Origin of the sequence: Kibdelosporangium banguiense (assembly GCF_017876405.1) — a bacterium.
GTDB classification, from domain to species: domain Bacteria; phylum Actinomycetota; class Actinomycetes; order Mycobacteriales; family Pseudonocardiaceae; genus Kibdelosporangium; species Kibdelosporangium banguiense.
Window position 1 is genome coordinate 619,260 of record NZ_JAGINW010000001.1, and the last position, 25,627, is coordinate 644,886.

The 25,627-nt window shown below is 67.2% G+C and carries 26 protein-coding genes; 9 read left to right on the top strand and 17 right to left on the bottom strand.

The window, feature by feature from the left end:
- Positions 1-387 precede the first annotated feature (387 nt).
- A complete protein-coding gene (gene lpdA, locus JOF56_RS02935) occupies positions 388-1,773 on the bottom strand; it encodes a dihydrolipoyl dehydrogenase (protein ID WP_209634121.1) in 1,386 nt (461 codons plus the stop codon).
- A gap of 58 nt (positions 1,774-1,831) precedes the next feature.
- Here lpdA and JOF56_RS02940 point away from each other — a divergent pair, with 58 nt between their 5' ends.
- On the top strand, positions 1,832-5,329 hold the full coding sequence (locus tag JOF56_RS02940; RefSeq protein WP_209634122.1) for an AAA family ATPase: 3,498 nt from the start codon (positions 1,832-1,834) through the stop codon (positions 5,327-5,329).
- An 11-nt stretch (positions 5,330-5,340) separates the two neighbouring features.
- Here JOF56_RS02940 and JOF56_RS59960 read toward each other — a convergent pair whose 3' ends face one another.
- The gene (locus JOF56_RS59960; protein ID WP_209634124.1) at positions 5,341-6,738 is read right to left on the bottom strand and encodes a GGDEF domain-containing protein; all 1,398 of its coding nucleotides are present in this window, start codon (positions 6,736-6,738) and stop codon (positions 5,341-5,343) included.
- Between the two features lie 89 nt (positions 6,739-6,827).
- Between JOF56_RS59960 and JOF56_RS02950 the strand changes: the two genes are divergently transcribed.
- On the top strand, positions 6,828-6,977 hold the full coding sequence (locus JOF56_RS02950; protein ID WP_209634126.1) for a hypothetical protein: 150 nt from the start codon (positions 6,828-6,830) through the stop codon (positions 6,975-6,977).
- Positions 6,978-7,026: 49 nt separating this feature from the next.
- On the opposite strand, the gene paaE is transcribed toward JOF56_RS02950, so the two are convergent.
- The 6 genes from paaE to paaZ are packed head-to-tail and all read right to left on the bottom strand — an operon-like array spanning position 7,027 to position 12,645.
- Positions 7,027-8,100 carry a 1,2-phenylacetyl-CoA epoxidase subunit PaaE gene (gene paaE, locus JOF56_RS02955; protein WP_209634127.1) on the bottom strand — a complete coding sequence of 358 codons (1,074 nt, stop codon included), beginning with the start codon at positions 8,098-8,100 and terminating at the stop codon, positions 7,027-7,029.
- Positions 8,101-8,583, bottom strand: a complete 483-nt coding sequence (paaD, locus tag JOF56_RS02960) for a 1,2-phenylacetyl-CoA epoxidase subunit PaaD (RefSeq protein WP_209634129.1) — start codon at positions 8,581-8,583, stop codon at positions 8,101-8,103. It abuts the gene before it with no gap.
- The gene (gene paaC / locus JOF56_RS02965; RefSeq protein WP_209634131.1) at positions 8,577-9,410 is read right to left on the bottom strand and encodes a 1,2-phenylacetyl-CoA epoxidase subunit PaaC; all 834 of its coding nucleotides are present in this window, start codon (positions 9,408-9,410) and stop codon (positions 8,577-8,579) included. Before paaC ends, paaD begins: the two co-directional genes overlap by 7 nt.
- A gap of 6 nt (positions 9,411-9,416) precedes the next feature.
- Positions 9,417-9,695, bottom strand: coding sequence for a 1,2-phenylacetyl-CoA epoxidase subunit PaaB (gene paaB, locus JOF56_RS02970; RefSeq protein ID WP_209634133.1), 279 nt, complete (start codon positions 9,693-9,695; stop codon positions 9,417-9,419).
- Positions 9,692-10,618: a 1,2-phenylacetyl-CoA epoxidase subunit PaaA gene (gene paaA / locus JOF56_RS02975; protein ID WP_209634135.1), complete on the bottom strand. Its 927-nt coding sequence runs from the start codon at positions 10,616-10,618 to the stop codon at positions 9,692-9,694. The genes paaB and paaA overlap by 4 nt, the downstream gene beginning before the upstream one ends.
- Entirely contained in the window at positions 10,618-12,645 is a 2,028-nt protein-coding gene (paaZ, locus tag JOF56_RS02980) for a phenylacetic acid degradation bifunctional protein PaaZ (RefSeq protein ID WP_209634137.1), read from the bottom strand. Before paaZ ends, paaA begins: the two co-directional genes overlap by 1 nt.
- Before the next feature lie 62 nt (positions 12,646-12,707).
- Here paaZ and JOF56_RS02985 point away from each other — a divergent pair, with 62 nt between their 5' ends.
- Positions 12,708-13,478 (top strand): enoyl-CoA hydratase/isomerase family protein, encoded by a 771-nt coding sequence (locus tag JOF56_RS02985; protein ID WP_209634138.1) that lies wholly within the window; start codon positions 12,708-12,710, stop codon positions 13,476-13,478.
- On the opposite strand, the gene JOF56_RS02990 is transcribed toward JOF56_RS02985, so the two are convergent.
- A complete protein-coding gene (locus JOF56_RS02990; RefSeq protein ID WP_209634141.1) occupies positions 13,475-14,650 on the bottom strand; it encodes a thiolase family protein in 1,176 nt (391 codons plus the stop codon). The genes JOF56_RS02985 and JOF56_RS02990 overlap by 4 nt on opposite strands.
- 76 nt (positions 14,651-14,726) lie before the next feature.
- On the opposite strand from JOF56_RS02990, the gene paaI reads away from it, so the two are divergent.
- Both paaI and JOF56_RS03000 read left to right on the top strand, forming a co-directional pair.
- Positions 14,727-15,095, top strand: a complete 369-nt coding sequence (gene paaI / locus JOF56_RS02995) for a hydroxyphenylacetyl-CoA thioesterase PaaI (protein ID WP_209647974.1) — start codon at positions 14,727-14,729, stop codon at positions 15,093-15,095.
- Entirely contained in the window at positions 15,092-15,688 is a 597-nt protein-coding gene (locus JOF56_RS03000) for a TetR/AcrR family transcriptional regulator (RefSeq protein WP_209634143.1), read from the top strand. The genes paaI and JOF56_RS03000 overlap by 4 nt, the downstream gene beginning before the upstream one ends.
- A 101-nt stretch (positions 15,689-15,789) precedes the next feature.
- On the opposite strand, the gene JOF56_RS03005 is transcribed toward JOF56_RS03000, so the two are convergent.
- Complete coding sequence (locus JOF56_RS03005) at positions 15,790-16,176, bottom strand: histone-like nucleoid-structuring protein Lsr2 (protein WP_209634145.1); 387 nt, start codon at positions 16,174-16,176, stop codon at positions 15,790-15,792.
- Between the two features lie 175 nt (positions 16,177-16,351).
- Positions 16,352-17,764 carry a glycoside hydrolase family 28 protein gene (locus JOF56_RS03010; RefSeq protein ID WP_307855768.1) on the bottom strand — a complete coding sequence of 471 codons (1,413 nt, stop codon included), beginning with the start codon at positions 17,762-17,764 and terminating at the stop codon, positions 16,352-16,354.
- 186 nt (positions 17,765-17,950) lie between these two features.
- Between JOF56_RS03010 and JOF56_RS03015 the strand changes: the two genes are divergently transcribed.
- From JOF56_RS03015 to JOF56_RS03030, 4 genes are read left to right on the top strand one after another with little or no spacing between them, the layout of a single operon-like run.
- Complete coding sequence (locus JOF56_RS03015) at positions 17,951-18,646, top strand: energy-coupling factor ABC transporter permease (protein WP_209634148.1); 696 nt, start codon at positions 17,951-17,953, stop codon at positions 18,644-18,646.
- Complete coding sequence (locus tag JOF56_RS03020; protein WP_209634150.1) at positions 18,643-18,978, top strand: PDGLE domain-containing protein; 336 nt, start codon at positions 18,643-18,645, stop codon at positions 18,976-18,978. The genes JOF56_RS03015 and JOF56_RS03020 overlap by 4 nt, the downstream gene beginning before the upstream one ends.
- Positions 18,979-19,740: a cobalt ECF transporter T component CbiQ gene (gene cbiQ / locus JOF56_RS03025; RefSeq protein WP_209634152.1), complete on the top strand. Its 762-nt coding sequence runs from the start codon at positions 18,979-18,981 to the stop codon at positions 19,738-19,740.
- Positions 19,731-20,468 (top strand): energy-coupling factor ABC transporter ATP-binding protein, encoded by a 738-nt coding sequence (locus tag JOF56_RS03030; protein ID WP_372447823.1) that lies wholly within the window; start codon positions 19,731-19,733, stop codon positions 20,466-20,468. Before cbiQ ends, JOF56_RS03030 begins: the two co-directional genes overlap by 10 nt.
- Here JOF56_RS03030 and JOF56_RS03035 read toward each other — a convergent pair.
- The 6 genes from JOF56_RS03035 to JOF56_RS03060 form a co-directional block, all read right to left on the bottom strand.
- Positions 20,465-21,481, bottom strand: a complete 1,017-nt coding sequence (locus JOF56_RS03035) for a proline racemase family protein (protein WP_209634154.1) — start codon at positions 21,479-21,481, stop codon at positions 20,465-20,467. The two genes, JOF56_RS03030 and JOF56_RS03035, sit on opposite strands and share 4 nt — an antisense overlap.
- A gap of 1 nt (position 21,482) precedes the next feature.
- A complete protein-coding gene (locus tag JOF56_RS03040; RefSeq protein WP_209634157.1) occupies positions 21,483-22,382 on the bottom strand; it encodes a dihydrodipicolinate synthase family protein in 900 nt (299 codons plus the stop codon).
- Positions 22,379-23,635: an NAD(P)/FAD-dependent oxidoreductase gene (locus JOF56_RS03045; RefSeq protein ID WP_209634158.1), complete on the bottom strand. Its 1,257-nt coding sequence runs from the start codon at positions 23,633-23,635 to the stop codon at positions 22,379-22,381. The genes JOF56_RS03040 and JOF56_RS03045 overlap by 4 nt, the downstream gene beginning before the upstream one ends.
- On the bottom strand, positions 23,632-23,835 hold the full coding sequence (locus JOF56_RS03050) for a 2Fe-2S iron-sulfur cluster-binding protein (RefSeq protein ID WP_209634160.1): 204 nt from the start codon (positions 23,833-23,835) through the stop codon (positions 23,632-23,634). Before JOF56_RS03050 ends, JOF56_RS03045 begins: the two co-directional genes overlap by 4 nt.
- Complete coding sequence (locus JOF56_RS03055; protein ID WP_209634162.1) at positions 23,819-24,973, bottom strand: NAD(P)/FAD-dependent oxidoreductase; 1,155 nt, start codon at positions 24,971-24,973, stop codon at positions 23,819-23,821. Before JOF56_RS03055 ends, JOF56_RS03050 begins: the two co-directional genes overlap by 17 nt.
- Positions 24,974-25,042: 69 nt before the next feature.
- Positions 25,043-25,621: a helix-turn-helix domain-containing protein gene (locus JOF56_RS03060; protein ID WP_209634164.1), complete on the bottom strand. Its 579-nt coding sequence runs from the start codon at positions 25,619-25,621 to the stop codon at positions 25,043-25,045.
- Between the last annotated feature and the right edge of the window lie 6 nt (positions 25,622-25,627).

The window sequence follows — 25,627 nt, forward strand, 5'->3', positions numbered from 1 at the left end:
GCTGGAACGAGGGGACCCGACGCAACCCACCTGTCCCACGACGGCGATCCCCCACCCCTCCTCCTGGCGGTCTGCCCGCCGGCGAGGCAAACAATCACCAGCACCAACCCAACCTGCGCTCAACGGAAACCACAGCACAACCCAAGTCCCCGCCGCGAACGCGCCGGCAAACCGGCAACCGATCCAGCAAACCCAGACGCCCCAACCACAAGAGATAGACAGTCCCCCGCCCAACCCGGGGGGCGTCCCTGCTCCAGTCTACAGGGGATGGTGGATGAGCAGGGGGTTTGGAAGGGCGAACCGGTGCGAATGGACCGTTCGCACCGGGTTCACTCTGTTGCGCCACCAGGTTCAGCGATTGCGGCTACTGAGGGTGCGCCATCGGGGTCAGAAATTGATCATGTGGCCGGCGAGGCCGTGGATGGCTTCCTTGACGGCCTCGCCGAGGGTCGGGTGGGCGTGGACGTTGCGGGCGACCTCGGTCACGGTCAGGTCCCATTGCTGGGCCAGGGTCAGTTCCGGCAGCAACTCTGTCACGTCTGGGCCGATCAGGTGGGCGCCGAGCAGTTCGCCGTACTTCGCGTCCGACAGGATTTTCACGAACCCGGCTGTGTCGCCGAGGCCGTGGGCCTTTCCGTTGGCGGTGAACGGGAACTTGGCGACCTTCACGTCGTGGCCCCGTTCGCGGGCCTGCGCCTCGGTCCAGCCGAAGCTGGCGATCTGCGGCTGGCAGTATGTTGCGCGCGGGATCATCACGAAGTCGAGTTCCATGGTCTCCGCACCGGCGATTGTCTCGGCCGCCACGATTCCCATCGATTCGGAGGCGTGCGCCAGCATCAGTTTCGCGGTGACGTCACCGATCGCGAAGATGTGCGGCACGTTGGTGCGGCCGCGTGCGTCGATCTCGATCGCGCCGCGATCGGACACCTGCACGCCGGTGTTCTCCAGGCCGTATCCGGCGATGTTCGGCTGGAATCCGATGGCCTGCAGCACCTTGTCGGCTTCCAGCACCTGCTGCTGGCCGTTTTTCGAGACCGTCACCTGCACACCGGACGACGTCTCCTCAATGCCCTCCACGCGTGTGGACGTCAGCACGTCGATGCCCAGCCGGCGGTAGCGCTTGAACAGCTCGGCGGACACCTCCTCGTCCTCCAGCGGGACCATCCGGTCGAGGAACTCGACGATGGTGACCTTCACGCCGTAGTTGTGCAGCACGTACGCGAACTCGACGCCGATCGCGCCCGCGCCGGCGATCACGATGCTCTGCGGCACGTCTTCCGCGAGGATCTGCTCCTCGTAGGTGACCACGCGGTCGCTCTTGGCGGTGCCGGGCAGCAGACGAGGCTTCGCACCGGCTGCGATGATGCAGTGGTCGAATGTGATCCGCTCGCCGTCGACCTCGATAGTGTTGGCGTCGACGAACGTGCCGCGCCCGTGCACCTCGGTGATGCCATTCTTCTTCATCAGGAAGTGCACGCCTTTGACGCGGCCGTCGGCGACCTTGCGGCTGCGCCGGTACGCCTCGCCGTAGTCCAGGCTGATCGTGCCGTCGACCTGGATTCCGTACGACTTGGCTTCCTTGGTGAAGATGTGTGCCAGTTCGGCGTTACGCAGCAACGCCTTCGACGGGATACAGCCGACGTTGAGGCACACGCCGCCCCAGTAGCGCTCCTCGACGACCGCTGTCTTCAGGCCCAGCTGCGCCGATCGGATCGCGGCGACGTAGCCCCCGACTCCGGCCCCGAGGACGACGACATCGAAATGTGTGGTCATGTCTTCAACCCTATGTCGGCCGCATTAGGGTGTCCGAACCGACGAGAGGGGGCTCACGATGGGACAGCCACGGCTACCTGACCACCTGGCGATCCTGTTGACCGATGAGCCGGTCATCGACGTGTACGCCTATGGTCCCTGGCGGGTGCCTGACGGCCTGTTCGAGGAGATCACCGCCCGCGCCGAGGCGCTCAACAACGACCCCCGCGCCAAGGAACTGCCGTATCAGCTGAGCGATTTCTACGGCGAGAACACGACGGTCGTCGGCGCCGAGCTGTGGTGCCTGCTGCAGTACTTGACCGGTATCTCGGCGGTGCGTGGCGGCAACCGCGCCGACATCGAGACCGAGCTGCTTGGTGGCTTCCGCGCAGAGCCGGAGCCGCCCAACCGGAGCGCGACGTACTCCTGCGCACGAGCCAACAACTTCCGGCCGCCTGGTGACTGGCTCACTTCCGCAGCCGGCAACGATCCCGGCAAACGACGGCTCGCCTACGAGCTTGCGCGCGAATGCCTCGACGTCTTCGCAGGGCTGGAGCCGTTCGAGCACCGTCGGCAAGCTGTGATCGCGCTGCATGAGTTGCCCAAAGCGGAAGAAACCGACAGCACGCCGTACGGCAACCTCACCGACATCTGGTCCCGCGCGGCGACCACCGAGATTCTGGCCGAGTTGCCGGAGCTGGCCGGCCCGACGAACCACCTCGAGTGGGTGGTGACGGGATTCGTCGCGGCGCATGAACGACTCAGCTCGGTGGTCCCTGGCGGGGACCCGTACGGCATGGTGGCCAGTTTGCTGCACCAGACCGGCGTCTGGGAGGTGCCGGCTGAGTTCGCGGTGTTCGCCGACGACGCCTTGTACGACCGTGTGAGCAGGTACATGCGGGAGACCTTCACCGATTCCTGGGCGGGCGAGGCCCGGGCGTGGCTGGCTCGGGCCTTGGTCGCGGGCGAGGCGGACGCGTGCCGCGCGTGGCTCGATATGGCTGCCCGGTTCGGTGCGGCGGTGCATGGCCTTCCTGGGGAGCCAGTGTCGGCGACCACGGACGTGCCGGTCACCGGTTTCCAGCGCACGCTGCGCCAGATCTTCACCCGTCGTCCCGTGCTCAATCCGTTGGTCCGCACGCTGGCGGCCATGCCCCGGGAGGAGCCTGCCAAGCCCGCGGCCGGTGAACCGGACATTCCGCTGATCGGCCAGCCCGCGTTGACCGCGGCGCTACGCGACATGCTGGTGGCTCTTCCAGAGGACCAGCAGTCGCCGATCCGGCTGATGATCGCCGGGCCGGACGGCACAGGGCGCCGTACAGGTGCCACCGCGTTGCTCAAGGAGCTGGTCGCCAAAGGCACCGTCTCGACCGTCAAGTGGGTGTCCGAGCAGCTGTACGCGAGCATGGACGCGACCGGGGCGGTGCATCAGCTGAACCGGGACATCGCCGACTGCATCGCCGAACGTCAGCTGCTTGTGATCGACGGCCTCGACCGGATCCTCAGTTTCGACCGGTGCGGCGCGGCGCTCATCGAGGAGCTGCGCCGGTGCCTCAAGCGGTTCGCCGAGCTGCACGTCGTGGTGGTGTGCGGGCCCGCCGGCGACACCAGGTTGTTCGACGCCAACCCGGCCTTGTACCAGCAGTTCCGGGTGGCCAGGACGGACGAGTTCACCGACAAGCACTATGCAGATTTGCTTAAAAGGGCTGTCGCGCGCCGGGGCGCCACGATCAGCCGGGCGGTCAGCCTCACTGCCGGGGTGTTGCTGTCGCGCACTCCCCCGCTGTTGAACTTGCGTGGCGCCAGGCTGGTCGACTACCTCGCCGAACAGTGCGTCGTGGCCGCGCGCAAACGTGCCAAGGTCGGCAGGTCGCGGTCGGTCAGCGTGACCGCCGCGGACCTGCCGCGCCAGCTGGTGCCGGGTGGCGTCGCGGGCACCGACCCGCAGGCCGAGCTGGACTCGTGCGTGGGCCTGGAGAAGATCAAGCAGGAACTCGCGCTGCTGGTCGCTGAGGAGAAGGCGCACCGGATGCGCCTTGAAGCGGGCATGGTCGTCGACCGGCGCCCCCGGCACATGGTCTTCACCGGCCCGGCCGGCAGCGGCAAGACCATGGTGGCTCGAATTCTGGGCCGCATGTTCGCCGGGACCGGCGTGCTGTCGTCCGGCCACATCGTGGTGGTCGACCGAGGGGACCTCGTCCACGGCGAAACCTGGGAGATAGGTGCCCGCGTACGCCGCGTCGTGGACCGCGCGGTCGGTGGCGTGCTGTGCGTCGAGGCAGTCCACGAGTTGCAGCCGGCCGAGGAGGACTGGCGCAACAGGGAGGCCATCAACGCCTTGGTGGGCGCCGTGCAGAGCCACGAGAAGGACTTGGTCGTCGTGCTGACGGGTCCGGACGCGGCGGTGAACGGGCTGCTGAAGTCCGAGAAGGAACTGGCGGCGTTCTTCCCGTCGGTGCTCCGGTTCCCGGCGTTGACCCAGGACAGTTTTGTGGCTCTTTTCCAGAGCAAGGCCGCCGAGGCCGGGTTCACGTTGCAGGACGGCGTGGTCGAGAAGGTGCGCAGTCTGGTGAAGGCCACGCCGACCGGCAACGCGCGGCTGTCGGTGGGGCTCCTCGAACGAGCCATCGCCCGCCAGGCGCGCCGCGTGCTGGCCGACGACGTGGTCAGCGAGGACGAGTCCCTGCACGAGATCCTGGTCGAGGACGTGCCCGACACCCTGGCCACGACGTCCTGGGTCGAGCTGCCCAACGACCCGGTGGCCGAAATCGAGAGCCTCATCGGGCTGGCCGTGGTCAAGGAGGAAGTGCGCCTGCTCGTGGCCGAGGCCAAGGCCGACCGGCTGCGCCGCGAGGCCGGCATCCCGCTGGCGGCGCCGACCCGGCACCTGGCGTTCACCGGGAACCCGGGCACCGCGAAGACGACCATGGCCCGGCTGCTCGCGGCGGTGTACGCGAAGCTCGGGCTGCTCTCGTCCGGGCACCTGGTGGAGGTCTCCCGTGGGGACCTGATCGGTGAGTACCTCGGTCAGACCGCGCCCAAGGTGCGTTCGGCGGTGGCCCGGGCGCTGGGCGGCGTGCTGTTCATCGACGAGGCCTACTCGCTCACGGACTCGTGGTACGACGACTACGGTTCGGAAGCGGTCGCCGAGCTGGTCAAACTGATGGAGGAGCACCGCGAGGACCTGGTCGTGATCGTGGCGGGCTACGACGGCGAGATGGCCCGTTTCCTGGCCAAGAACCCGGGCCTGGCCTCGCGGTTCCCGAACACGCTGCAGTTCCCGGACTACACCGAGGACGAACTCGTCGCGATCTTCGAGGGCATGGCCAGGAAGGCCGGCTACGAGCTGCACGCCGACGTCAGTCCAGCTGTCCGTGAGCTGCTCAAGCGCACACCACGCGGCAAGTCGTTCGGCAACGGCCGCTTCGTCCGCAACGTGTTCGACCGGGCGGTGGCTCTCCAGGGGAGCCGTATCACCAGCGGCGTCGGATCACTCGAGATCAGGCTGCTGCTGGCGGAGGATCTGCCGCCGGCCAAGGACGACCAGCAGGAGCTGCGTACAGGCCAGTACCTCTGACAAGCGAATTGTCAGGAAGGGATGTCCGTACGGCGGCGTGCTGGGCGCGTCTGGAACGGGATCGCGGGTGGAACCTCCGGGTCGCCGGTCTCCTCTACCGGCGCGCAGGGCGTGGCGAGCCGGATCTGGTTGCGGCCGGCTTCCTTGGCCGCCAGCAGCGCAGCGTCGGCCGCGAGCACGAGGCGGTCGACGTCCACACCGGAATCCGGGTAGACCGCAGCGCCCATCGACACGGTTATGCCGTCGAGAACGAGTGACTTGGCGGTCTTGGCGTGCGTGATGGTCACCGGGGTGTGCGCGAGCCGGAGACGGATCCGCTCCCCGACCATCGCCAGCTCGGACGGCGTTGTCCCTGGCAACAAGACGGCGAGCTCGTCGCCACCCCACCGGGCGGCGAGATCGCCGCGGCGGATCTCTGAGCGGACCACCCTGACGACAGACTGCAGGGCCTGGTCGCCCGCAGGGTGGCCGTACTTGTTGTTGATCTCGCTGAAGTTGTCGACGTCCATCATCAGGATGCCGACGTTGCCGCCGACGAGCTGGGCACGGCGCAGTTCGGCGCCCACCACCTGGGACCAGAAAGTGGGCGCGGCCAGTCCGGTCTTGTCGTCGGTGCGGGCCGCGCGCTGGTACTGGGGCAGCAGCAGGTCCCTGTGGAGAGCCAGCACGGTGACCATCAGGACTGGCACAACCCACGGGTTGGAGGCCTCGAGGGCGCCGACCGCGATGCCGAGGCCGAGCGCGGCGGCCACAACAAGCTGCTCGGACAGGTCGCCGAGGGCGGCACGAGCGTTGGTCTCCGGGTTGGAGAGCAGGATCGCGCCGACGACCATGGCGTAGTTGACGAGCCACCACGTCGCCGCGGCCGAGACCACGACGACCAGCGACAGGAAGTCGACCGGCACACGTGGCGCCGCAGCGAGGCCACCTGCCCTGAGCACGGCCGACGCCGCGGCACTGGCCAGGATGAAGGTCGCCGCCGAGAAGATCTTGCGGTGCCAGACGAACTCGCCGTACACCCGCAACCAACAATACGTGTAGGCGATCACGGCAAGACCGACTACAAGCGGTAGTGGAAGCAGCAGTACTCCGGTAAACACCCAGAGTGACTTCAGGTTGGTGTACGGGACGCCTTCGACCGCCAGTTCCCGCCGTCGCTCGATGCTGCGGGCTGCTTCCAGGTGCAGAATCGACGCCACGGTCAGGACCGCGAACCACACCCATTCCTTGCCACTAACGGTGGAATGCAGACCGGCGATGACTGTGACCAGCGCCGCCGCCAGGTCCGTGACCAGCACATACGCCAAAGCGGCGCGCGGCAGCGACCACAGCCGCCACTTGCTGGGCGAGACCCAGTTCAGCCTGGGGTTCACACTCTTCACCAGGCCCGTTTCTCGATCTCGGGTCACCAGCAGAACGGTAATCGGGATCATCACCCGCTGTCTTTCGGCCAGTCGGGGGTCTTGTGCCGATCCGATGTGTACAGAGAGGAACAATCATGTTCGGAAACGAATGGGTACAGCGTGGCAACGAGTGGTTCGCCGGCAACGAGTGGTCTCAGCGCGGCAACGAGTGGTTCGCCGGCAACGAGTGGTTCGCGGGCAACGAGTGGTTCATGGGTAACGAGTGGACCCAGGCCGGCTGCTGATGCACCAGGGCGGTGGCGGGCTCGCCCTCGCTGAGCCCGCCACCTGGGGTCACTGGTCGAAGTCCACTTCGACCGCGCCGGAGGTCGCGACGGTCTGGCAGGTGACGACGAATCCCGCCTCGACCTCGGCATCCTCCAGCGCGAAGTTGCGTCGCATGTGCACCTTCCCGCTGATGACCTTCGCGCGGCAGGTGCCGCACACCCCGCCCTTGCAAGCAAACGGCAGGTCCGGGCGCACGCGCTGAGCGCCTTCCAGGAGAGTGGTGTCCCGGGGCACGACCGCCGTGGTGGTCCTCCCGTCGAGCCGCACCGTCACTTCAGCGCTCGGCCCGGCGGTCACCGGGTCCTTGTGGTGAACCTGCTCTGGGGGCGTGTCCTCCACATAGAACAGCTCGAAGTGCACCCGTTCCCGCGGTACGCCCAGGTCCTTGAGCACCTGGCGCGCGTCGGTGACCATCCCGAACGGACCGCACAGCCACCAGTGGTCCACTTCGGAGACCGTCAGCAGCAACGGCAGCAGGGTGCGCAGCTTGTCGCCGTCGAGCCGGCCGGTAAACAGCTCGGCTTCCCGCGGCTCGCGGGACAGCACATGCACCAGTTCCATCCGCGCTGTGAAGCGATCCTTCAGGTCGGCGAGCTCGTCGGCGAACATGACTGTATTGGTGCGGCGGTTGCCGTAGAGGACCACCGCCGACGCCGCCGGGTCCTGAAGCACCGATGACACGATCGACATCACCGGTGTGATCCCGGAGCCGGCCGCCAGCAGTACGTGCCGGGCGGGCGTCAGGTCGGGGGTGAAGTCGCCGGTCGGCGGCAGCACCTCGATCTGGTCCCCTGGGCGGACCTCATGCACGAGCCACGGTGAGAAGGCGCCACCAGGCACCTCGCGCACGCCGATCCGCGGCTTCGATCCGACCACCGCGCAGATCGAGTAGGACCGGCGCTCGTCCCGGCCGTCGATGATCCGGCGCAGGGTGAGCGACTGCCCGGCACGGAAGTCGTACTGGTCCGCGACGTCCGCGGGCACGTCGAACGTCACGGCGACGGCGTCGTCGCAGAGGCGCTCCACATGAGCCACCGTCAAGGTGTGGAACTCGGTCCGGCGCCGCAAGGAGGTGGTCACTTATATCTCCTTGATGTGCTCGAACGGCTCGTCGCAGGACCGGCAGCGGCGCAGCGACTTGCACGCGGTGGCGCTGAACTCGGACAACAGCTGGGTGTCCGGTGAGCCGCACTGCGGGCACGGGACGCGCTTCACCGGCGGAACCAGCGACAGTGAAATGGGGCCGCGTGGCGCCGCGCCCGGTGGAGCGATCCCCGCCTCGGCCAGTTTCAGCTTGCCTTCGGGCGTGATCCAGTCGGTGGTCCACGCCGGGGACAACACTGTGCGGACGTCCACTTCGCCGTAGCCGGCCCGGTGCAATGCCGAACTCAGATCGGCCCGCATCGCGTCCATCGCCGGACAGCCGGTGTAGGTCGGGGTGATGGTCACGACCACGCCGTCGGCCGTTTCCTGGACGTCGCGCAATACACCGAGATCGGAGAGCGTCAGCATCGGCAGTTCGGGATCTGTGACCGTTTCGGCCACTGCCCGTGCGGTCACCATGTCGCGTCCGGATGGGCACGCGCCACGCTTTGCATCTCGGCGAGCAATGGCTCCAAGTGTTCGGTATGCCCGGCCTGCTCGGGAATCCTGGATACCACTGGTATCTGGAGTGTTCCGGCGGCACAGACCTGCGCGATCACGGCGTCGAACTCCGCACGCAGCTCGGCGTCGTCGTCGAACAATTCGTCCACGTACGGCCAGACATCGGCCAGTCCGTCCTGCATCCGATCGTGTGACAGCGCGGTTCCGTCGCCGAGCCGGACAACCCACCGGGCCGCGTAATCCCGGTGGTATGTCAATTCCTTGACGCCTTTCACAGCGATCGCTGCCAGCACCGGGTCGGGCGCGTTCGCCAGGCGCTGCAACAGAGCCAGTCGCCAGGTCGCGAAAACCAGCAGCCGCGCCATCAGGAAGGCGAAGTCCCCGCCGCCCAGTTCGACCAGCCGGACATTGTGGAAGTCCTCGGCGTCCCGGAAGAACGCCAGGGCGTCCTCATCGGACTGGTCCACCACAGGGACCATGCCCGGATCGGCCTTCGCGGCCCGCGCGAGCAGCAGCCGGGCCTGACCGAGCAGGTCCAGGCCGATGTTGGCGAGCGCCACCTCGTCCTCGAGCTCGGGCGCGGCCGCGCACCACTCCTGCAGCCGGTGCGACATGATCAAGGCGTCGTCGCCGAGCCACAGGCAGGACCGGGCCAGCTCGCCCGCGTCCACACCGGACGGGACCGAGGTGTCCATGCCGGCCAGAGGATCGGCGAATCCAGTGCCGAACGCCCACCGCGCGTCGTTCTCCTCGGTAAGCGCTTCATATGCGTTGTCGAATGACATGGCAGCTCACATGTGGGGGACGTCGTCGGGAATGTCGTAGAAGGTGGGGTGGCGGTAGACCTTGTCACCGCTCGGCGCGAAGAACGGATCCTTCTCGTCCGGGCTGGACGCGGTGATGTGATCGGCCCGCACGACCCAGATGCTCACGCCTTCGTTGCGGCGCGTGTAAAGGTCGCGGGCGTTCGTCAGCGCCATCTCGTCGTCGGCCGCGTGCAGCGATCCAACGTGGACGTGGTTGAGGCCGCGCTTGCCACGGACAAAGACCTCGTACAGCGGCCAGCTCATGCTGCGGCCTCCTTGCGTTTCGCGGCGTACGCGGCGGCGGCTTCCCGAACCCATTCGCCGTCCTCGTGGGCTTTGCGGCGCCGGGAAACCCGGATCGCGTTGCACGGCCCGTTGCCACTGACGACTTGCTTGAAATGGACCCAGTCGATCTCACCGAAGTCGTGGTGACCACGCTCGGCGTTCCACTTGAGTTCGGGATCCGGCAGGGTGACGCCGAGCTTCTCGGCCTGCGGCACGCTCATGTCCACAAACCGCTGGCGCAGTTCGTCATTGGTGTGCCGCTTGATCTTCCAGGCCATCGACTGCGCGGTGTTGGCCGATTCGGCGTCCGGCGGGCCGAACATCATCAGCGAGGGCCACCACCAGCGGTTGGTCGCGTCCTGGACCATGTCGCGCTGCGCCTGCGTGCCGCTCATCATGGTCATCAGCAGTTCGTAGCCCTGCCGCTGGTGGAACGACTCCTCCTTGCAGATCCGGATCATCGCGCGTGCGTACGGCCCGTACGAGCTGCGGCACAACGGGACCTGGTTGCAGATGGCGGCTCCGTCGACGAGCCACCCGATCACGCCCACGTCGGCGAAGGTCAGCGTCGGGTAGTTGAAGATCGACGAGTACTTCTGCCGCCCTTCGATCAGGCGCTCGGTCAGGTCGGTCCGGTCCGCACCCAGTGTCTCGGCGGCGGAGTACAGGTACAGCCCGTGCCCGGCCTCGTCCTGCACCTTGGCCAGCAGGACCGCCTTGCGGCGCAACGACGGTGCCCGCGTGATCCAGTCGCCCTCGGGCTGCATGCCGATGATCTCCGAGTGCGCGTGCTGCGCGACCTGGCGGATCATCGTCTTGCGGTAGCCCTCGGGCATCCAGTCGCGCGGCTCGATCCGCTGGTCGCGGGCGATGGTGGCGTCGAAATGCTGTTCGAGGTCCATCAGCGCTCCCGCTTGGCGACAAGGGTCAGTACGTCGTATTTGGCGACGGACTCGTCCTTCTGGTTGGTCACGTCGGCGTCCCACCGGACTTCGCCGTACTCCTGGTCGTTGCGTGGCGTGATCTGCTTGGCGGTCAACGTGACCGTCAGCGAGTCGCCGGGGAACGTCGGCGTGAGGAACCGCAGGTTCTCCAGCCCGTAGTTGGCCAGCACCGGGCCCGGGTCTGGCTGCACGAAGAGACCGGCTGCGAAGGAGACAACGAGGTAGCCGTGGGCGACGCGGCCGCCGAAGAACGGGTTCGCCGCAGCAGCCTCCTCGTCCATGTGCGCGTAGAACGTGTCGCCGGTGAACGAGGCGAAGTGCTCGATGTCGTCCATGGTCACTTCGCGGGGCCCGGCGACGACCGTGTCACCGATACGCAGGTCCTCGAGGTGTTTGCGGAACGGGTGCTCGCCTTCGGTCCTGGCGCTTCCAGGGACCCACCTGTTCGTCACGGCCGTCATCACGCGCGGGCTCGCCTGCACAGCCGTGCGCTGCATGTGGTGCAGGACGCCACGGATGCCACCCATCTCCTCGCCGCCGCCCGCGCGGCCAGGGCCGCCGTGCACGAGGCCCGGCAACGGGGCGCCGTGGCCAGTGTTCTCCTTGGCGTTGTCGCTGTCGGTGACGAGGATGCGGCCGTGCCAGGGAGCCACCCCGATCACGATGGTCCGGGCGAACTCCGCGTCCGATGTGACCACGGAGCCCGCCAAGCTTCCTTGACCGCGCGCCGCGAGCTCGATCGCGTGCTCGGCGTCGCGGTACGGCATGAGCGTGCTGACCGGGCCGAACGCCTCGACCTCGTGCGGCTGCGCCTGCTCGGGGTCCTCGGCCAGCAGAAGGACTGGCGACACAAAAGCGCCACGTCCGGCGTCGGCGTCCACAACGGACACCTCGTCCGGGTTGCCGAAGACAACGCGGCCCGCCTCCAGCAGGGCCTTCAGCGAGCGCCGGACTTCCTCACGCTGCTCGAGGCTCGCCAGCGCGCCCATCCGGACATCGGGGTTGGCCGGGTTGCCGACCGTGATCTTGGCCAGGCGCTCGCTGGTGGCCTGGGCGACGTCGTCCAGCAGCGCGGCCGGGACGAACGCGCGGCGGATCGCGGTGCATTTCTGGCCCGCCTTGACCGTCATTTCGGTGACCAGTTGCTTGACGAACAGGTCGAACTCGGGCGTGCCGGGCGTCGCGTCCGGGCCGAGGATCGAGCAGTTCAGCGAGTCGGCTTCGGCATTGAACCGGACCGAACGGCGGACCACGTTCTCGTGCGCGCGCAGACGCTGGGCGGTGGACGCGGAGCCGGTGAAGGAGACCAGGTCCTGTTCGGTGAGGTGGTCGAGCAGGTCGCCGGCGCTGCCCGCGACGAGCTGCAACGAGCCCTCGGGCAGGATGCCGGATTCGATGATCAGCTCGACGAGTTCGACGGTCAGGTACGCAGTCTGGCTGGCCGGTTTGATCAGGCTCGGCACACCGGCGATGAACGCGGGCGCAAACTTCTCCAGCGGGCCCCAGACCGGGAAGTTGAAGGCGTTGATCTGCACCGCGACGCCTCGTAGCGGCGTGCAGATGTGCTGGCCGACAAAAGTGCCACCCTTGCCGAGCGGCTCCAGGTTGCCGTCCACATAGATGGTGTCGTTCGGCAGCTCGCGGCGGCCCTTGCTGGAGTAGCCGAACAGCGTGCCTATGCCGCCATCCACGTCGAACTTGTTGTCACCCTTGGTGGCACCCGTCTTGTGCGACAGCGCGTAGAGCTCGTCGCGGTGCTCCATCAGATACGAGGCGAGGACCTTCAGCAGAGCCGCGCGTTGGTGGAACGTCAGCGCGCGCAGGTCGGCGCCCTTGGAGCGGCCGTACGCCAACGCGGCGGCCATGTCCACGCCGGTGGACGAGATGCGGGCGATCTCCTCACCGGTGACCGCGTCGTGCAGGGGCGCGCCCTCGTCATCAGGGGTGTACCACCCACCGGACACGTAGCTGCGCAGCGGAGCCATCCTCGTCGACCTCCAAGCTGAATTACTAACCGTCCGTTCAGTAAGCATGGTAGCTTGGCGGCATGCCCGACGAAAGCGGTGTGACGCTCGTTCGAGACGGTTCAGTGGCGACAATCACCATCACCGGGGCAGCGCTGACCAGCAAGGTCAAGGCCGCTCTCGTGGACGCGATCGCGCAGGTCAGCGCCGATTCAGAGGTCCGCGCGGTGGTACTGACCGGGACTGGCAAGGCCTTCAGCGTGGGCCAGGACCTCAACGAGCACGCCGCGGCACTGCGCGAGGACGCGTCACACGCGTTCGACACCGTCGAGCAGCACTACAATCCGATCGTGCTCGGGCTTGCCACTATGCCCAAGCCCGTCATCGCGTCAATCAACGGTCTGTGCGTCGGCGCTGGGTTGGGTTTCGCACTCGCTTGTGACCTACGGATCGCGTCGGCCAAGGCGAAATTCGGCACCGCGTTCACCGCGATCGGCTTGACGTGTGACTCAGGCCTGTCCGTGACCCTCGCGCGGGCCGTCGGCGCCGCACGGGCCAGCGAGCTCGTGTTCCGGGCGAACACATTCAGCGCCGAGGAAGCTCTGGCGTGGGGAATCGTCGGGCAGGTGGTCCCCCCGGAGGACCTGGCGGCCGAGACCGCCGCGTTGGCCGGCAAGTTCGCCAACGGCCCGACCTTGGCCTACGCCGAGGCCAAACGCGCCATGGCGCTCTCGTTGGACCAGGCTTTGGCCGCCGAGGGCGCAGGTCAGGCGCGCCTCGGCGTTACCGAAGACCACCAGAACGCCGTCGCGGCGTTCTTGGCCAAGGAGACCCCCACCTTCCTCGGGCGTTAGGCCTTCTCGAAGGCCACGGTGACGCCCTGACCGACGCCGACGCACAACGTCGCCAAGCCCCGGTTGGTGTTCTCGCGTTCCATCCGGCCCAGCAAAGTGACCACCAGGCGGGCGCCGGAACAGCCGAGCGGGTGCCCAAGCGCGATCGCGCCGCCGTCGGCGTTGACGCGCTCCTCGTCGAGTTTCAAACGTCGGATCACCGCGAGGCTCTGTGCAGCGAAGGCCTCGTTCAACTCGACGGCCAGTTCGTCACGTTGCCAACCCGTACGCGCGAGCACCTTCTCCGTCGCGGGTACGGGACCGAGCCCCATGATGTGCGGCTCGACGCCTGCGCTCGCGCTGGCGACAACCCGCGCGCGGGGGTTAAGGCCGAGGCGCTCCACAGCGGCCTCGCTGGCGAGCACAAGCGCGGCGGCACCGTCGGACAACGGAGACGACGAACCGGCAGTGACGATGCCGTCCTTACGGAAAACGGTCCGGAGCTGACCGAGCTTTTCGAGCGTTGTGGCGCGACGCGGGCCTTCGTCGACCGTGACTGTGTCGTCCTTGACGGGGACCGGGACGATTTCGCGCTCGAACCTGCCGGCGTCGATCGCGCCGAGTGCACGCGTGTGGCTGCGCAATGCGAAAGCGTCGGAGTCTTCGCGGGTGATGCCGTCGAGCGTGGCGACTTCTTCGGCCGTCTCACCCATTGAGAGCGTGGTCTTCCCGGAGAATTTCGGGTTGGCGAATCGCCAGCCGAGGGAGGTGTCGGCTATTTCGCCGGGTTTGGCCCACGGGGTCCCGGGTTTGGCCATCACCCAGGGCGCGCGTGTCATCGACTCGACGCCACCCGCCACGACAATGTCGGCGTCGCCGGACTTGATGGCCTGAGCCGCGGACGCGACCGCCGTCAACCCGCTGGCGCACAAGCGGTTCACGGTGTAGCCAGGCACTGTGTGCGGAAGTCCGGCCAGCAGTACGGCCATCCGCGCGACGTTGCGATTGTCCTCACCGGACTGGTTGGCCGCGCCCAGGATGACCTCGTCGATCTCCTCGCCGGAAACCCCGGCCCGGCGCACGGCCTCGGCCACGACAAGGGCCGCCAGATCATCCGGCCGGACCCCGGCCAGCACGCCGCCGTAACGACCTTGAGCAGTTCGGACACCATCGACGACGAACGCTTCAGCCATACTCGGTATTATCAACCGTCCATTCGGTCAGTTGGCAAGGGTGGTGAATCCGGTGTCACACAATGCGGCCTACCACATGTTCGAGGCGGATGCCGCGTCGCGGGCGCTGGGGATCGAACTGATCGAAGCAGCCGACGGCCGGGCGGTCACCAGGATGCGGGTCACAGCCGAGATGGTGAACGGCCACGACATCGCGCACGGTGGATACGTTTTCCTGCTGGCGGACACGACTTTTGCGCTCGCGTGCAACAGCCACGGCCCGGTGACGGTGGCTGCGGGCGCCGATATCACCTTCGTCACATCGGCGCGGGCGGGCGATGTTCTCACAGCGCACGCCGTGGAAAAGACGCGATTCGGCCGGAGCGGGATTTATGACGTGACCGTCTACCGGGAGGATGAAGTCATCGCCGAGTTCCGCGGCCGGAGCCGGGTGATCAGCCGATGACCCGCCGCGGCAGGCCCGGATACGACCTGGAATCACTGCTCGCGGTCGCGGTGAAGGTGTTCAACGAGCGCGGGTACGAGGCCACCAGCATGGAGGAACTGTCCCGCAAGCTCGGCATCACCAAGTCGGCGATCTACTACCACGTGTCCAGCAAGGACGAACTGCTGCGGATGTCGGTCGACCGCGCGCTGGACGGTCTGTTCGCGGTCGCCGACGAGGCACTCCGGCTTGAGGGCCGGGCGATCGACCGGCTGGAATATCTGGTGCGCGGCAGTATCAAGGTACTGGTCGAGCGGTTGCCGTTCGTCACGCTTCTGCTGCGGGTGCGCGGCAACACAAAAGTCGAACGCGCCGCCCTGGCCCGCAGGCGCGAGTTCGATCACCTGGTGACGGAACTGGTGAAACAAGCCGAAGCCGAGGGCGACGTCCGGCCGGACATCGACCCCGCGATCACCGCGAGACTGTTGTTCGGGACGGTCAACTCACTCATCGAGTGGTACCGGCCACGAGGTGGCCTCGGCAGTGAGGACCTCGCCGACGCGGTCTGCGCGATCAGCTTCAACGGGCTGCGCACACACCTGACCGCGGACTGACACGAAATCCGGCCGGGATTCGCCCCAGACGACTCGCGTCCGGCCGATTTTCCTTCAGGCTAGGAGAAGTGGCTCTCCCCATGGCCACTCCCCCGCCGGCATCATGCGGAGAATGCCGGCTCGCCCTTCTTCTTGCCCTTGCTGGTGTGCGCGGTCTCGAAGGCTTCGATGACGTTGGCCGGAATACGGCCGCGGTCGGAAAGCTCGTAGCCGTTCTGCCGGGCCCAGTCGCGGATTGCCTTGGTCTGCTCCCGGTTGGCGGGCGAACCGGCCCGCTTCACCGGCGCGGTTCCGCGCTTGACACGGCCGCCGGTACGGCGGGCGGAGTTGACGAACTCCTCGAGGCCGGAACGCAACTTCTCGGCGTTGGCCTCGGTAAGGTCGATCTCGTAGCTCACGCCGTCGAGTGCGAAGCTCACGGTGCTGATGTCGTCGGCGGCGGTGCCGTCGAGGTCATCAACCAACTGGACGGTGACCCTCTGAGCCATTAAAGGATACCTCGATTTGCGACAGTGGTGACAATGGGTAACTCCCGCTCGATGGAACGCCATGAGAATGGCCCCTGCGCGGGTGTTAGAAGAGACTATAGTTCGCCACTACGGCCACTTCGCAACTGCCGGGTGTTCGGCGTGGCGAAGCACACCGGAACACCCGGACCACGAGTCAGATAGGTTTTCCGTTCACAGTCACGTTTGTGAACTTCCGGCCGTCGACGTTGTTGAGTATGTTCGAGGTGTCGGCCACGCCGGTGAACTTGCAGTCACGCGCCTCAAGGCCCTTGATGTGAGCGTTCGGCAGACCGCTGACGTCGAACACGCGGGCCGCCTTGGTGCAGGACGAGTTGCTGACGGTAAACGGCCCGAACGCAGGCGGGAAGTCTCCTGTCTGGTTGTTGTAGGTCGTGGTCACGAACACGAAGGAACGCACGAACGTCCCGCTGACACTGTCGAGGTTGATGTTCTGGGAGAATCCCCCGCGTTTGGTGTTGGACTTGACGTACAGGGCGAACTTCGTGGCGCCAATGACATTCAACTTGTAGCCGTAGACGTTGCGGATACCGCCGGTCTGCTCGCTGCCGCAGGTGATCGCGCCCCAGTTGCCGTTCATCGTGCAGTTGACCACGACAAGGTTCTGACATGGGACGTTCACCCGGCGCCCGTCGGCGTCCCGGCCCGACTTGATGGCCACGTTGTCGTCGTGGGCGCCCAGGGTGCAGTTGGCGATGACCACGTGGTCGCAGGACTCCGGATCGACCCCGTCGGTGTTGTTGGCCGCGGTGCTCGGATCGGTCTTCACCCCGTCGACGGTGACGTTCTTGCACAGGGTCGGATGAATCTGCCAGAATTTCGGATTTTTCAGCGTCACGCCCTGGATTAGGACCGTATCGCAGTTGTACGGCTCGATGAACGTCGAGCGAGCGGTATGCCCGGAACCGGGAAAAACCCGCTTGGCCGGGTCGGTCACCCCGGCCGAGATCCGGGATTCCAGCCAGGCCCGGTCGGAACCCTTGTTCCAGGACGATGTGGCGTTCGCGTCCAGCGTCCCGGATCCGGTCAGCGCGATGTTCGTCTGGCCGTACGCGTAGACCATCGGAGAGCGGTTCATGCACTCGATGCCCTCATACCTTGTCAGCACCGTCGGAAATTTCGAGCCGTCCGAGCTGAACTTCAACACGGCCCCGGATTCCAGGTGGAAGTCCACGTTGCTCTTCAGATGAATGGCCCCGGTGACGTAGTTCCCCTTTGGCACGATCACGTGCCCGCCGCCGGCCGCCGAGGCCGCGTCGATGGCCTTCCGGAACGCCGCGGTGTTGTCGGTGGAGTTGTCGCCTTTAGCCCCGTACTTCGGATCCGTGGCGAGAAAATTCACACTCGGAAAAATCGGCAGCCTGGTCGCCGCGACGATGTCATTGGCCGCCGGCCACGGCAGCGTGGGTATCTCCGCCGTAAGCCGCGCGGTGGTCAGCTGCGCGCTCGACGCGAGCGCGGTGCTGACGAGTGAAGGTGACACCGCGGCCGCGGCGGCCACCACCGCACTGGTCCTGAGCAGCTGCCGTCGATCCATCCTTGCCTCCAGGTCGTCGTTGACTGGCACTACCGGGCGGCGGATGCGTTACAGAAAAGACTGTAAACGTTTACGTACAGATACGTCCAGGCCATCGGGCCGTCGGCCACGAAGTGTTCACATGCCCCTATCGCAAGAGACTGGTGACAACGCTTGTGTGGCGATTAGTGTGATCCGACGACGAAGAAGGAGGCCAGCATGACTACCTCGGTAGCGATGCACATGAGCGACGGCCTGCTCAACGCACCGACGTCCCTATTGTTCGGCGCGGTGGCGGTGCTCGGCCTCGCCATCGCGACAGTCCGCGCGCGACTTGACCTGGACGACCGGACGGCACCGATGGCAGGCCTGGTCGCGGCCTTCATTTTCGCCGTGCAGATGCTGAACTTCCCGGTCCTGCCGGGCGTGAGCGGGCACCTCCTGGGTGGCGCGCTCGCCGCGATCCTTGTCGGCCCGTGGACTGGTGCACTGTGCGTGACGATCGTGCTTGTGCTGCAGTCGTTGCTGTTCGCAGATGGCGGTCTGACCGCGCTTGGTGCGAACGTGACAAACATGGCGTTGATCGGTACTGCGGTCGGCTACCTGGTGGCCGTCGCGCTGCGCCAACTGGCAGTCAAGAACCGCATCGGGCTCGTCACGGTGGCTTTCGTCGCGGCGTTCGTGAACACCGTCGTTGCGTCCCTTGGCTTTGTGCTCGAGTTCGCGATCGGCGGTGATCCCGCGTTCGCGCTCGGTGGCGTCGCCGGGACGGTCGTCGGTGTGCACTGTCTCATCGGGATCGGCGAGGGCATCATCACCGCGCTGACGGTGGGCGCAGTCGCCGCCGTCCGGCCTGATCTTGTTTACCTGCTTCGTGGCACCGCGCGTCCGCTCGTCGTGAAGGAGGCGTCGTGACTCGTCGCCGTAGCCTGTTCTTTGTCGGATTCGCTTTGATCGCACTGATCCTGGCGGGCGGAGTGTCCTATTTCGCCGATTCCAATCCGGACGGTCTGGATCATTCCACGCTTCAGGGCTGCACGGTGGGCCCGAACGACGAACTCACCGGCACCTGCATCGCCCAGGGCGCCAAGAACCACGCGTTCAAAGACGCGCCGCTCGCCGACTACGCCGTCGGCGGGGACGACAAGCTCACGGGTCTCGCCGGTGTCATCGGCGTGATCGCGACCCTGGCGGTCGCCGGCGGCCTGTTCTGGTTGCTGCGTAAACGCGCACCCAAGGAGTCCTGAATGGGCGCCGGGCACAGCCACCTGCTGTACCGGGCCGGCGATTCGGCAGTCCACCGGCTGGCACCGCACGTGAAGATCGTCTCGGCGCTGGCGATCGTGCTCTGTGTCGTGGCCACGCCGCGCGCCGAGTACTGGGCGTTCGGTGGCTACCTGGTCGTGCTGGTCGCGATCTGGGCGGTGGCGCGGATCCCGGTCCGGTGGTTCGCCGCGCGAGCCATGATCGAGGTGCCGTTCGTCGTGCTCGCGGTGGTGCTGCCGTTCGTCGGTGGCGGCGAACGTACGGAGTTCCTTGGCCTGTCGGTGTCCGTCGCGGGAACGCTCGCCGGGTGGAACATCCTGGTGAAAGGCACGCTCGGTGTGCTGGTGTCGCTCACACTGGCTGCGACAACGAGCCAGCGCGACCTGATCGCCGGGTTACAACGGCTACGCGTGCCCAGTCTGATCATCACGATCGCGACGCTGATGCTGCGGTACGTCGAAGTCATCGTCGAGGAAGCGCGTCGCATGCGCGTGGCCCGTATCAGCCGCGGGCATGACCCACGGTTCCTCTGGCAGGTCGGTGCGACGGCGCGCAGCATCGGCACGCTCTTCATCCGAGCCTACGAACGTGGCGAGCGCGTGCACATCGCCATGCTGTCCCGGGGGTGGTCGGGCGTGCTGCCCGAGCCAGTCCGGTCACGACCAGAGGCGCGTCTCTGGCTGGCCGGGCTGGCACCCGCGTTGCTGTCCGTCACGACCCTTACGGTTGCGTTGTGGACCTGACCCCCGCGCTGCTTGTCGAAGGCCTCGCATACGCGTACCCCGACGGGACACAAGCGCTGTTCGGCATTGACCTGCACGTGGAGCCTGGCGAGCGGGTTGCTGTGCTCGGTCCCAACGGCGCCGGCAAGACGACGCTCGTGATGCACCTCAACGGGGTGCTGCAGGCAGGCGCGGGCCGCATCGAGGTGGCCGGGCTGCCGGTCACGAAACAGAACCTCAAGGAGATCCGCCGCCGGGTCGGCGTGGTCTTCCAGGATCCGGATGACCAGTTGTTCATGCCGACCGTGCGTGAGGACGTCGCGTTCGGCCCGGCGAACTTCGGCGTCACCGGGGAGGCTCTGGAGACGGCCGTCACGTCGGCCATGGCTGCTGTCGGCGTCCGCGACCTCGAGTCGAAATCGCCGCTGCACCTGTCGTTTGGTCAACGACGGCGCGTCGCGGTGGCCACCGTGCTGGCGTGCGATCCGGAGATCATGGTGCTGGACGAGCCGTCCGCCAACCTCGAGCCGATCGCGCGGCGTGAGCTGGCCGAGGTGCTGCTCTCGCTGGACCGCACGATGCTGATGGTCACCCACGACCTGCCGTACGCCCTGCAGCTGTGTCCGCGCAGCATCCTGATCGACGGCGGTGTCATCGTCGCCGACCGCCCGACCGAGAAGATCCTCGCGGACACCCAGCTGCTGGCCCAGCACCGGCTGGAACTGCCCTACGGCTTCAAGATCCCTTAAAGCGTGAAGCCCGCCGGGAACGGATCCGTGGGATCCAGCAGGTACTGAGCCATACCGGTGATCCAGGCGCGTCCGGATACCGTCGGTATCACAGCTGGATGCTCGCCGACGGTGGTCTCTTCCAGGAGCCGTCCGGTGAACGTCGTGCCCAGCAGGGACTCGTTGACGAAGTCCGCGCCGATGCCGAGATCGCCGCGGGCGTGCAACTGCGCCATCCGGGCGGACGTGCCGGTGCCGCACGGGGACCGGTCGAACCAGCCTGGGTGGATGACCATGGCGTTGCGTGCGTCGCTGCGCTGTCCATCGCCGAGGTCACTCCCGGGAGCCACGAGCTGGACGTGCTTGCAGCCGCCGATACCCGGGTCGGCCGGGTGCACCGGGCGGCGCTGGTCGTTGATCGCAGCCATGATCTTCAGCCCGGCGGTCAGCATCCGGTCCTTCTCGGACTTGTCGAACGCGATGCCCAGGTCCTTGATCGGCAGGATCGCGTAGAAGTTGCCGCCGTACGCCATGTCGTAGCGGACCTCGCCGATCTCCGGGACGTCGACCACCGCGTCGAGCTCCAGCGAGAACGACGGCACGTTCTGGATGGTGACCGAGGTGGCGCGGCCGTCGCGCACCTGGACCTCCGCGGTGACCAGGCCCGCCGGAGTGTCCAGCCGGACGGTCGTGACCGGCTCGGTGACCTCCACCATGCCGGTCTCCACAAGGACCGTCGCCACACCGATGGTGCCGTGCCCGCACATCGGCAGGCAGCCCGACACCTCGATGTACAGCACGCCGGTGTCGGCGTCTGGCCGCGTCGGTGGCTGCAGAATCGCGCCACTCATCGCGGCGTGCCCGCGCGGCTCGTTGACCAGGAACTGACGGATGTGGTCCAGGTGCTCCATGAAGTAAAGCCGGCGCGCGGCCATGGTGTCGCCGGGAATGACGCCGACGCCACCGGTGATCACCCGCGTCGGCATTCCCTCGGTATGTGAGTCGACAGCGCTGAAATACCGGGATGCCCGCATGTCACGCTCCTACCGCACGGCGCATGTCCGCCTCCAGGATCGCCAGTTGTTCCGCCGACAGCGGCCCGCGCGGCGGACGGCACGGCCCGCCGTAACGGCCGACGTAGTCCATTCCGTACTTGATCGCCTGCACGAACTCGGTCCTCGAGTCCCAGCGGAACGCACCGACCAGCGACGCGTACATCGTGCGGGCGTCCTCGACCTTGCCCTGCAGGGCCAGGGAGAACAGGCGCACGGACTCGGCCGGGAAGACGTTGGGGAAGCCGGCGAACCAGCCGGTGGCGCCCATCAGCACCGACTCGACCAGGACGTCGTCGGCGCCGGCGACCACGGCCAGGTCCGGCGCCAGGTCCCGGATCTCCAGCACGCGGCGGACGTCGCCGGAGAATTCCTTGACCGCGACCACGTTGTCCAACTGGGCGATCTCGGCGAGCAGGGCCGGGGTCAGGTCGACCTTGGTGTCGATCGGGTTGTTGTAGACCATCACCGGCAGGCCCACCGACGCGACCTGCTCGAAGTGCTTGATCACTTCACCTGGGTTGGCCCGGTACATCGTCGGCGGCAGGCACAGCACGCCGTCCGCGCCGTCCTCCGCGGCGGCTTCGGCCCAGTACCGCGCCTGGTGCGAGCCGACGCCGTGTACGCCGACGACAACGATCCCCTTGCCTTTGACGGTCTCTACGGCGGTCCGCGCCACCGCGCGGCGCTCCGCGTCCGTCAGTGACGAGTATTCGCCAAGGGACCCGTTCGGGCCGACGCCGCGACACCCGTTCTCGACGAGCCACGCGCAGTGCTCCGCGTAGCGGTCCAGGTCCACGCGGAGGCCCGCGGGCGCGCTCGTGTCCTCGGCGTAGGGCAACGCTGTCGCCACGATGACACCGTCGAGCTTCTCCTGTGTCACTCTTCCTCCTCGGCTGCGAGTTCGCCCAGGCGCAGCGGTGCCGCGATCGGGCGTCGATCAGTAAAAGTCACTCCGGTCAGGTCGGCCGCGTTGCGCAGGCAGGTCCGGCCCTGGCACCTGCCGAGGCCCACCCGGCTGACCAGCTTCACGGCCCGTGCGCCGGTCGCGCCGCGGCTCACGATGGCGTCCTGCATGGCCGCGTAGGTGACGCGCTCGCAGCGGCAGATGGTGGTCTCGCCGGAGAGCCACCCCTGCCAACCAGGCCTAATGGGATGCGCGTCAGCCAGGGCGGCCGCGAACCGGCGCCCTTGGCGGACCCTTCTCAACACCTCTGGTGGCGCTTCTCCCCCGGCCGCGACAATGCCCGCCACCATGCCTTCGGCCGCGGCCAGATCTGCGCCGCCGATGCCGGTGACCTCGCCCGCCGCGAAGATGCCCGGAACTGAGGTTCGTTGTGCGATGTCCACCTTTACGAAGCCGTCGGCGAGCTCGCAGCCTGCGGCGACGGCGAGTTCCAACTGAGGCGTGAAGCCGTAGCCCACACACACCGCGTCGGCCTGGATCCGTTTTGTGGCCACCACGTTCCAGTCGGCATCGAGCCGGCCGACGGTCGCTTCGTGGACGTGGTCCGTTCCGTGCGCCGCCACCACAGCCATCCTGGTCATGTACGGAATGCGGTGGCGTGCCAGGAGAGCCATGTAGCGCGCGGCCTCGAAAAGTTTGCTCCGGCCTGCGAACGCATGGCGCAGCCAGCGCGCCGGCGAGTTGGCTTCCAGGACGCCGACGACCTCGGCGCCGACGTCGAGCAAAGACTTGGTCACGGCGAACAGGAACGGCCCGGTCCCGGAGACGAGCACCCGGCGGCCGATGGCGAGCCGTTGCTCCTTGGCCAGAATTTGAGCCGCCCCCGCTGTGTAGACGCCTCGTTTGTCCCAGCCTGGGAACGGCACCGTTCTGTCGTAGGCGCCCGTGGCAAGCACAAGCGCGTCGGCGTCCACTGTGCGCGCCCGCCGGCCTGGCCCATCTGCGGGACCACTGAGCAGGTGCACCCGGCGGCCCTCGATCGCCCACACCACAGTGGACGGCAAGTGCTCAACGCCAGGCACGGTACGCGGCTGGTCGAACGGTTGCCGGTAGAACTGGCCGCCGACCGACGGTCCGGCGTCTACCAGCACCACGTGCGCGCCTCGCGACGCCGCTGCCCGCGCGGCGCTGATTCCCGCAGGACCCGCTCCGACTACGACGACCGTCATGACACGGTCCGTATGTCATCACCGTCGGCCGCGACGCGTTGGCATGCGCGTACGTCCGACACGCCGTTGACGGTCACAACGCAGTCAAAGCAGACGCCGATGCCGCAGAAGAGCCGGCCGCGACCCATGGTGTGCAGCACGGCGGCGATGGTCTGGCCGGGTTGTGCCAGAGCCGCCTGCCCATCAACGGTCAGTTTCATGAGCCATCACCGCCGGACGGTCCACTCGGAACGGAAACGGGTCGACCGCGGGCGGCCGCCCTAGATAGAGGTCTGCGAGCAACTGGCCCGTCGCCGCAGCCAGTCCGATCCCGGCGCCTTCATGCCCGGTCGCGTGCCACAGTCCGGGCACGCGCGGGTCCTGGCCGATCACCGGCAGATGGTCGGGCGCGTACGGCCGCAACCCGCCGTACGCCCGCATGACCGGGACCTGGGCCAGCATCGGAAACAGACGGATCGCTTTTTGCGCCATCACCCTGAGCACGGCCACGCGGATGCTGTCGTCGAACCCGACGCGCTCCCGGCTTGAGCCAATGAGGACGGTCCCGGCCTGGGTTGACTCGACCACTGTCGACGTCTGCAGGTCGGCATCCGCGCTCGCGACCGCGCCGACGTAGTCCGCGTCGTAGACCTTGTGCCGTACAGCGAACGGGACCGGCGCGGTGACGAGGAGCATGCCCCTGCGCGGCAGCACGGTGATCGGCGCTCCGGCCGCTTCGCTGAACGCGCCCGCCCACGGGCCACACGCGTTCACGACCGCATCGCAATGAAGAAAACCTTCACAAGTTTCGATGCCACCGGATCTCAGCTTCACAGCGCTCACGCCTGGACGGACCTCCCCACCGCGCCGCCGCACAGCCGCGAGCAACGTCGTCGCTGCGAGAACAGGCTGCAGTTGCGCGTCCTGCGAGTAGTACACGGCCGTCGCGAGATCCGGGGTGAGGTGCGGTTCGAGAGCCACCGCGTCCGCGACCGTGATCACGTCTGCCTGAACGCCGGCCTCCAGTTGCAGCGCGGCGAACTTTTCCAAGGCCTCGGCGTTCTCGGTCGCCACGACGAGGCCGCCCTTGGGCTCCCACTCCGCCTCGGCCAGGTCAGGCCCAAGTTCCTCGCGCAACTCGGCGAGCAACGCGGGCCAGCGGGCGATCGAGGCCAGGGCGAGGGTGAGTTCCGGGCCTGGCTGCTTGTCGGAGACCAGCACGTTGCCCTCACCGGCCGCGGTGGTTCCGCTCGCGGCTGAGCCGCGGTCGAGCACCGTGACCCGGACCCCGGCCGCGCTGAGCGCCTCGGCGCAGGCCGCGCCGATGATGCCCGCTCCGACGACCACGACGTCCGGCATTCTCACCCACCGTTCATTAAAGTGAACGCCAGCAGAGTAACTCCGGCGGATGGCGCCGCCAAGGGGCCATTAGTGGTGGACGCGCGACGCGACCTGATCAGCCGGGTACTGCAGCAGGAGGACCGACATCACCAAGTCCTCCACAGCCTCGTAGATGTGCGGCCGTTGCGCCGGGAAACACACGTAGTCCCCAGGCCCGAGCACATATGGCTCCTCCGGAGGGCCAACCCTGAGCCGGCCCGAGATCACAGTGATGTGCTCAAGACCGGGATGTCCTTCGGAGTGCTGGACGGCTCCTGGACGTACCCGTTGGTCGTACACCTCGAACACCGTGTCGGTCAGATCCACCCGCCGCAGCATCCTCAGATCGACCGCGTTGCTGCTCAGCACGTCGAGGCTCGCCGAACGCACCAGTACGACATCGGGCTCGGTACGCTCGGTGAGCAGGCTCGATACCGGCACGTTGAAGGCGTTCGACAAACTGAACACAGTCTCGATTGTCGGATTGCCCGTGCCGGACTCCAGCTGCGACAGCGTGCCCTTGGCGATCCCGGAGCGCCTGGCCAATTCGGACAGTGAGAGCCCGGCTTGCCCACGCAGCGCCCTGAGGTTCGCAGCCAGCACCTGACCTGCTTGTTCCCTGACCACCCGGCC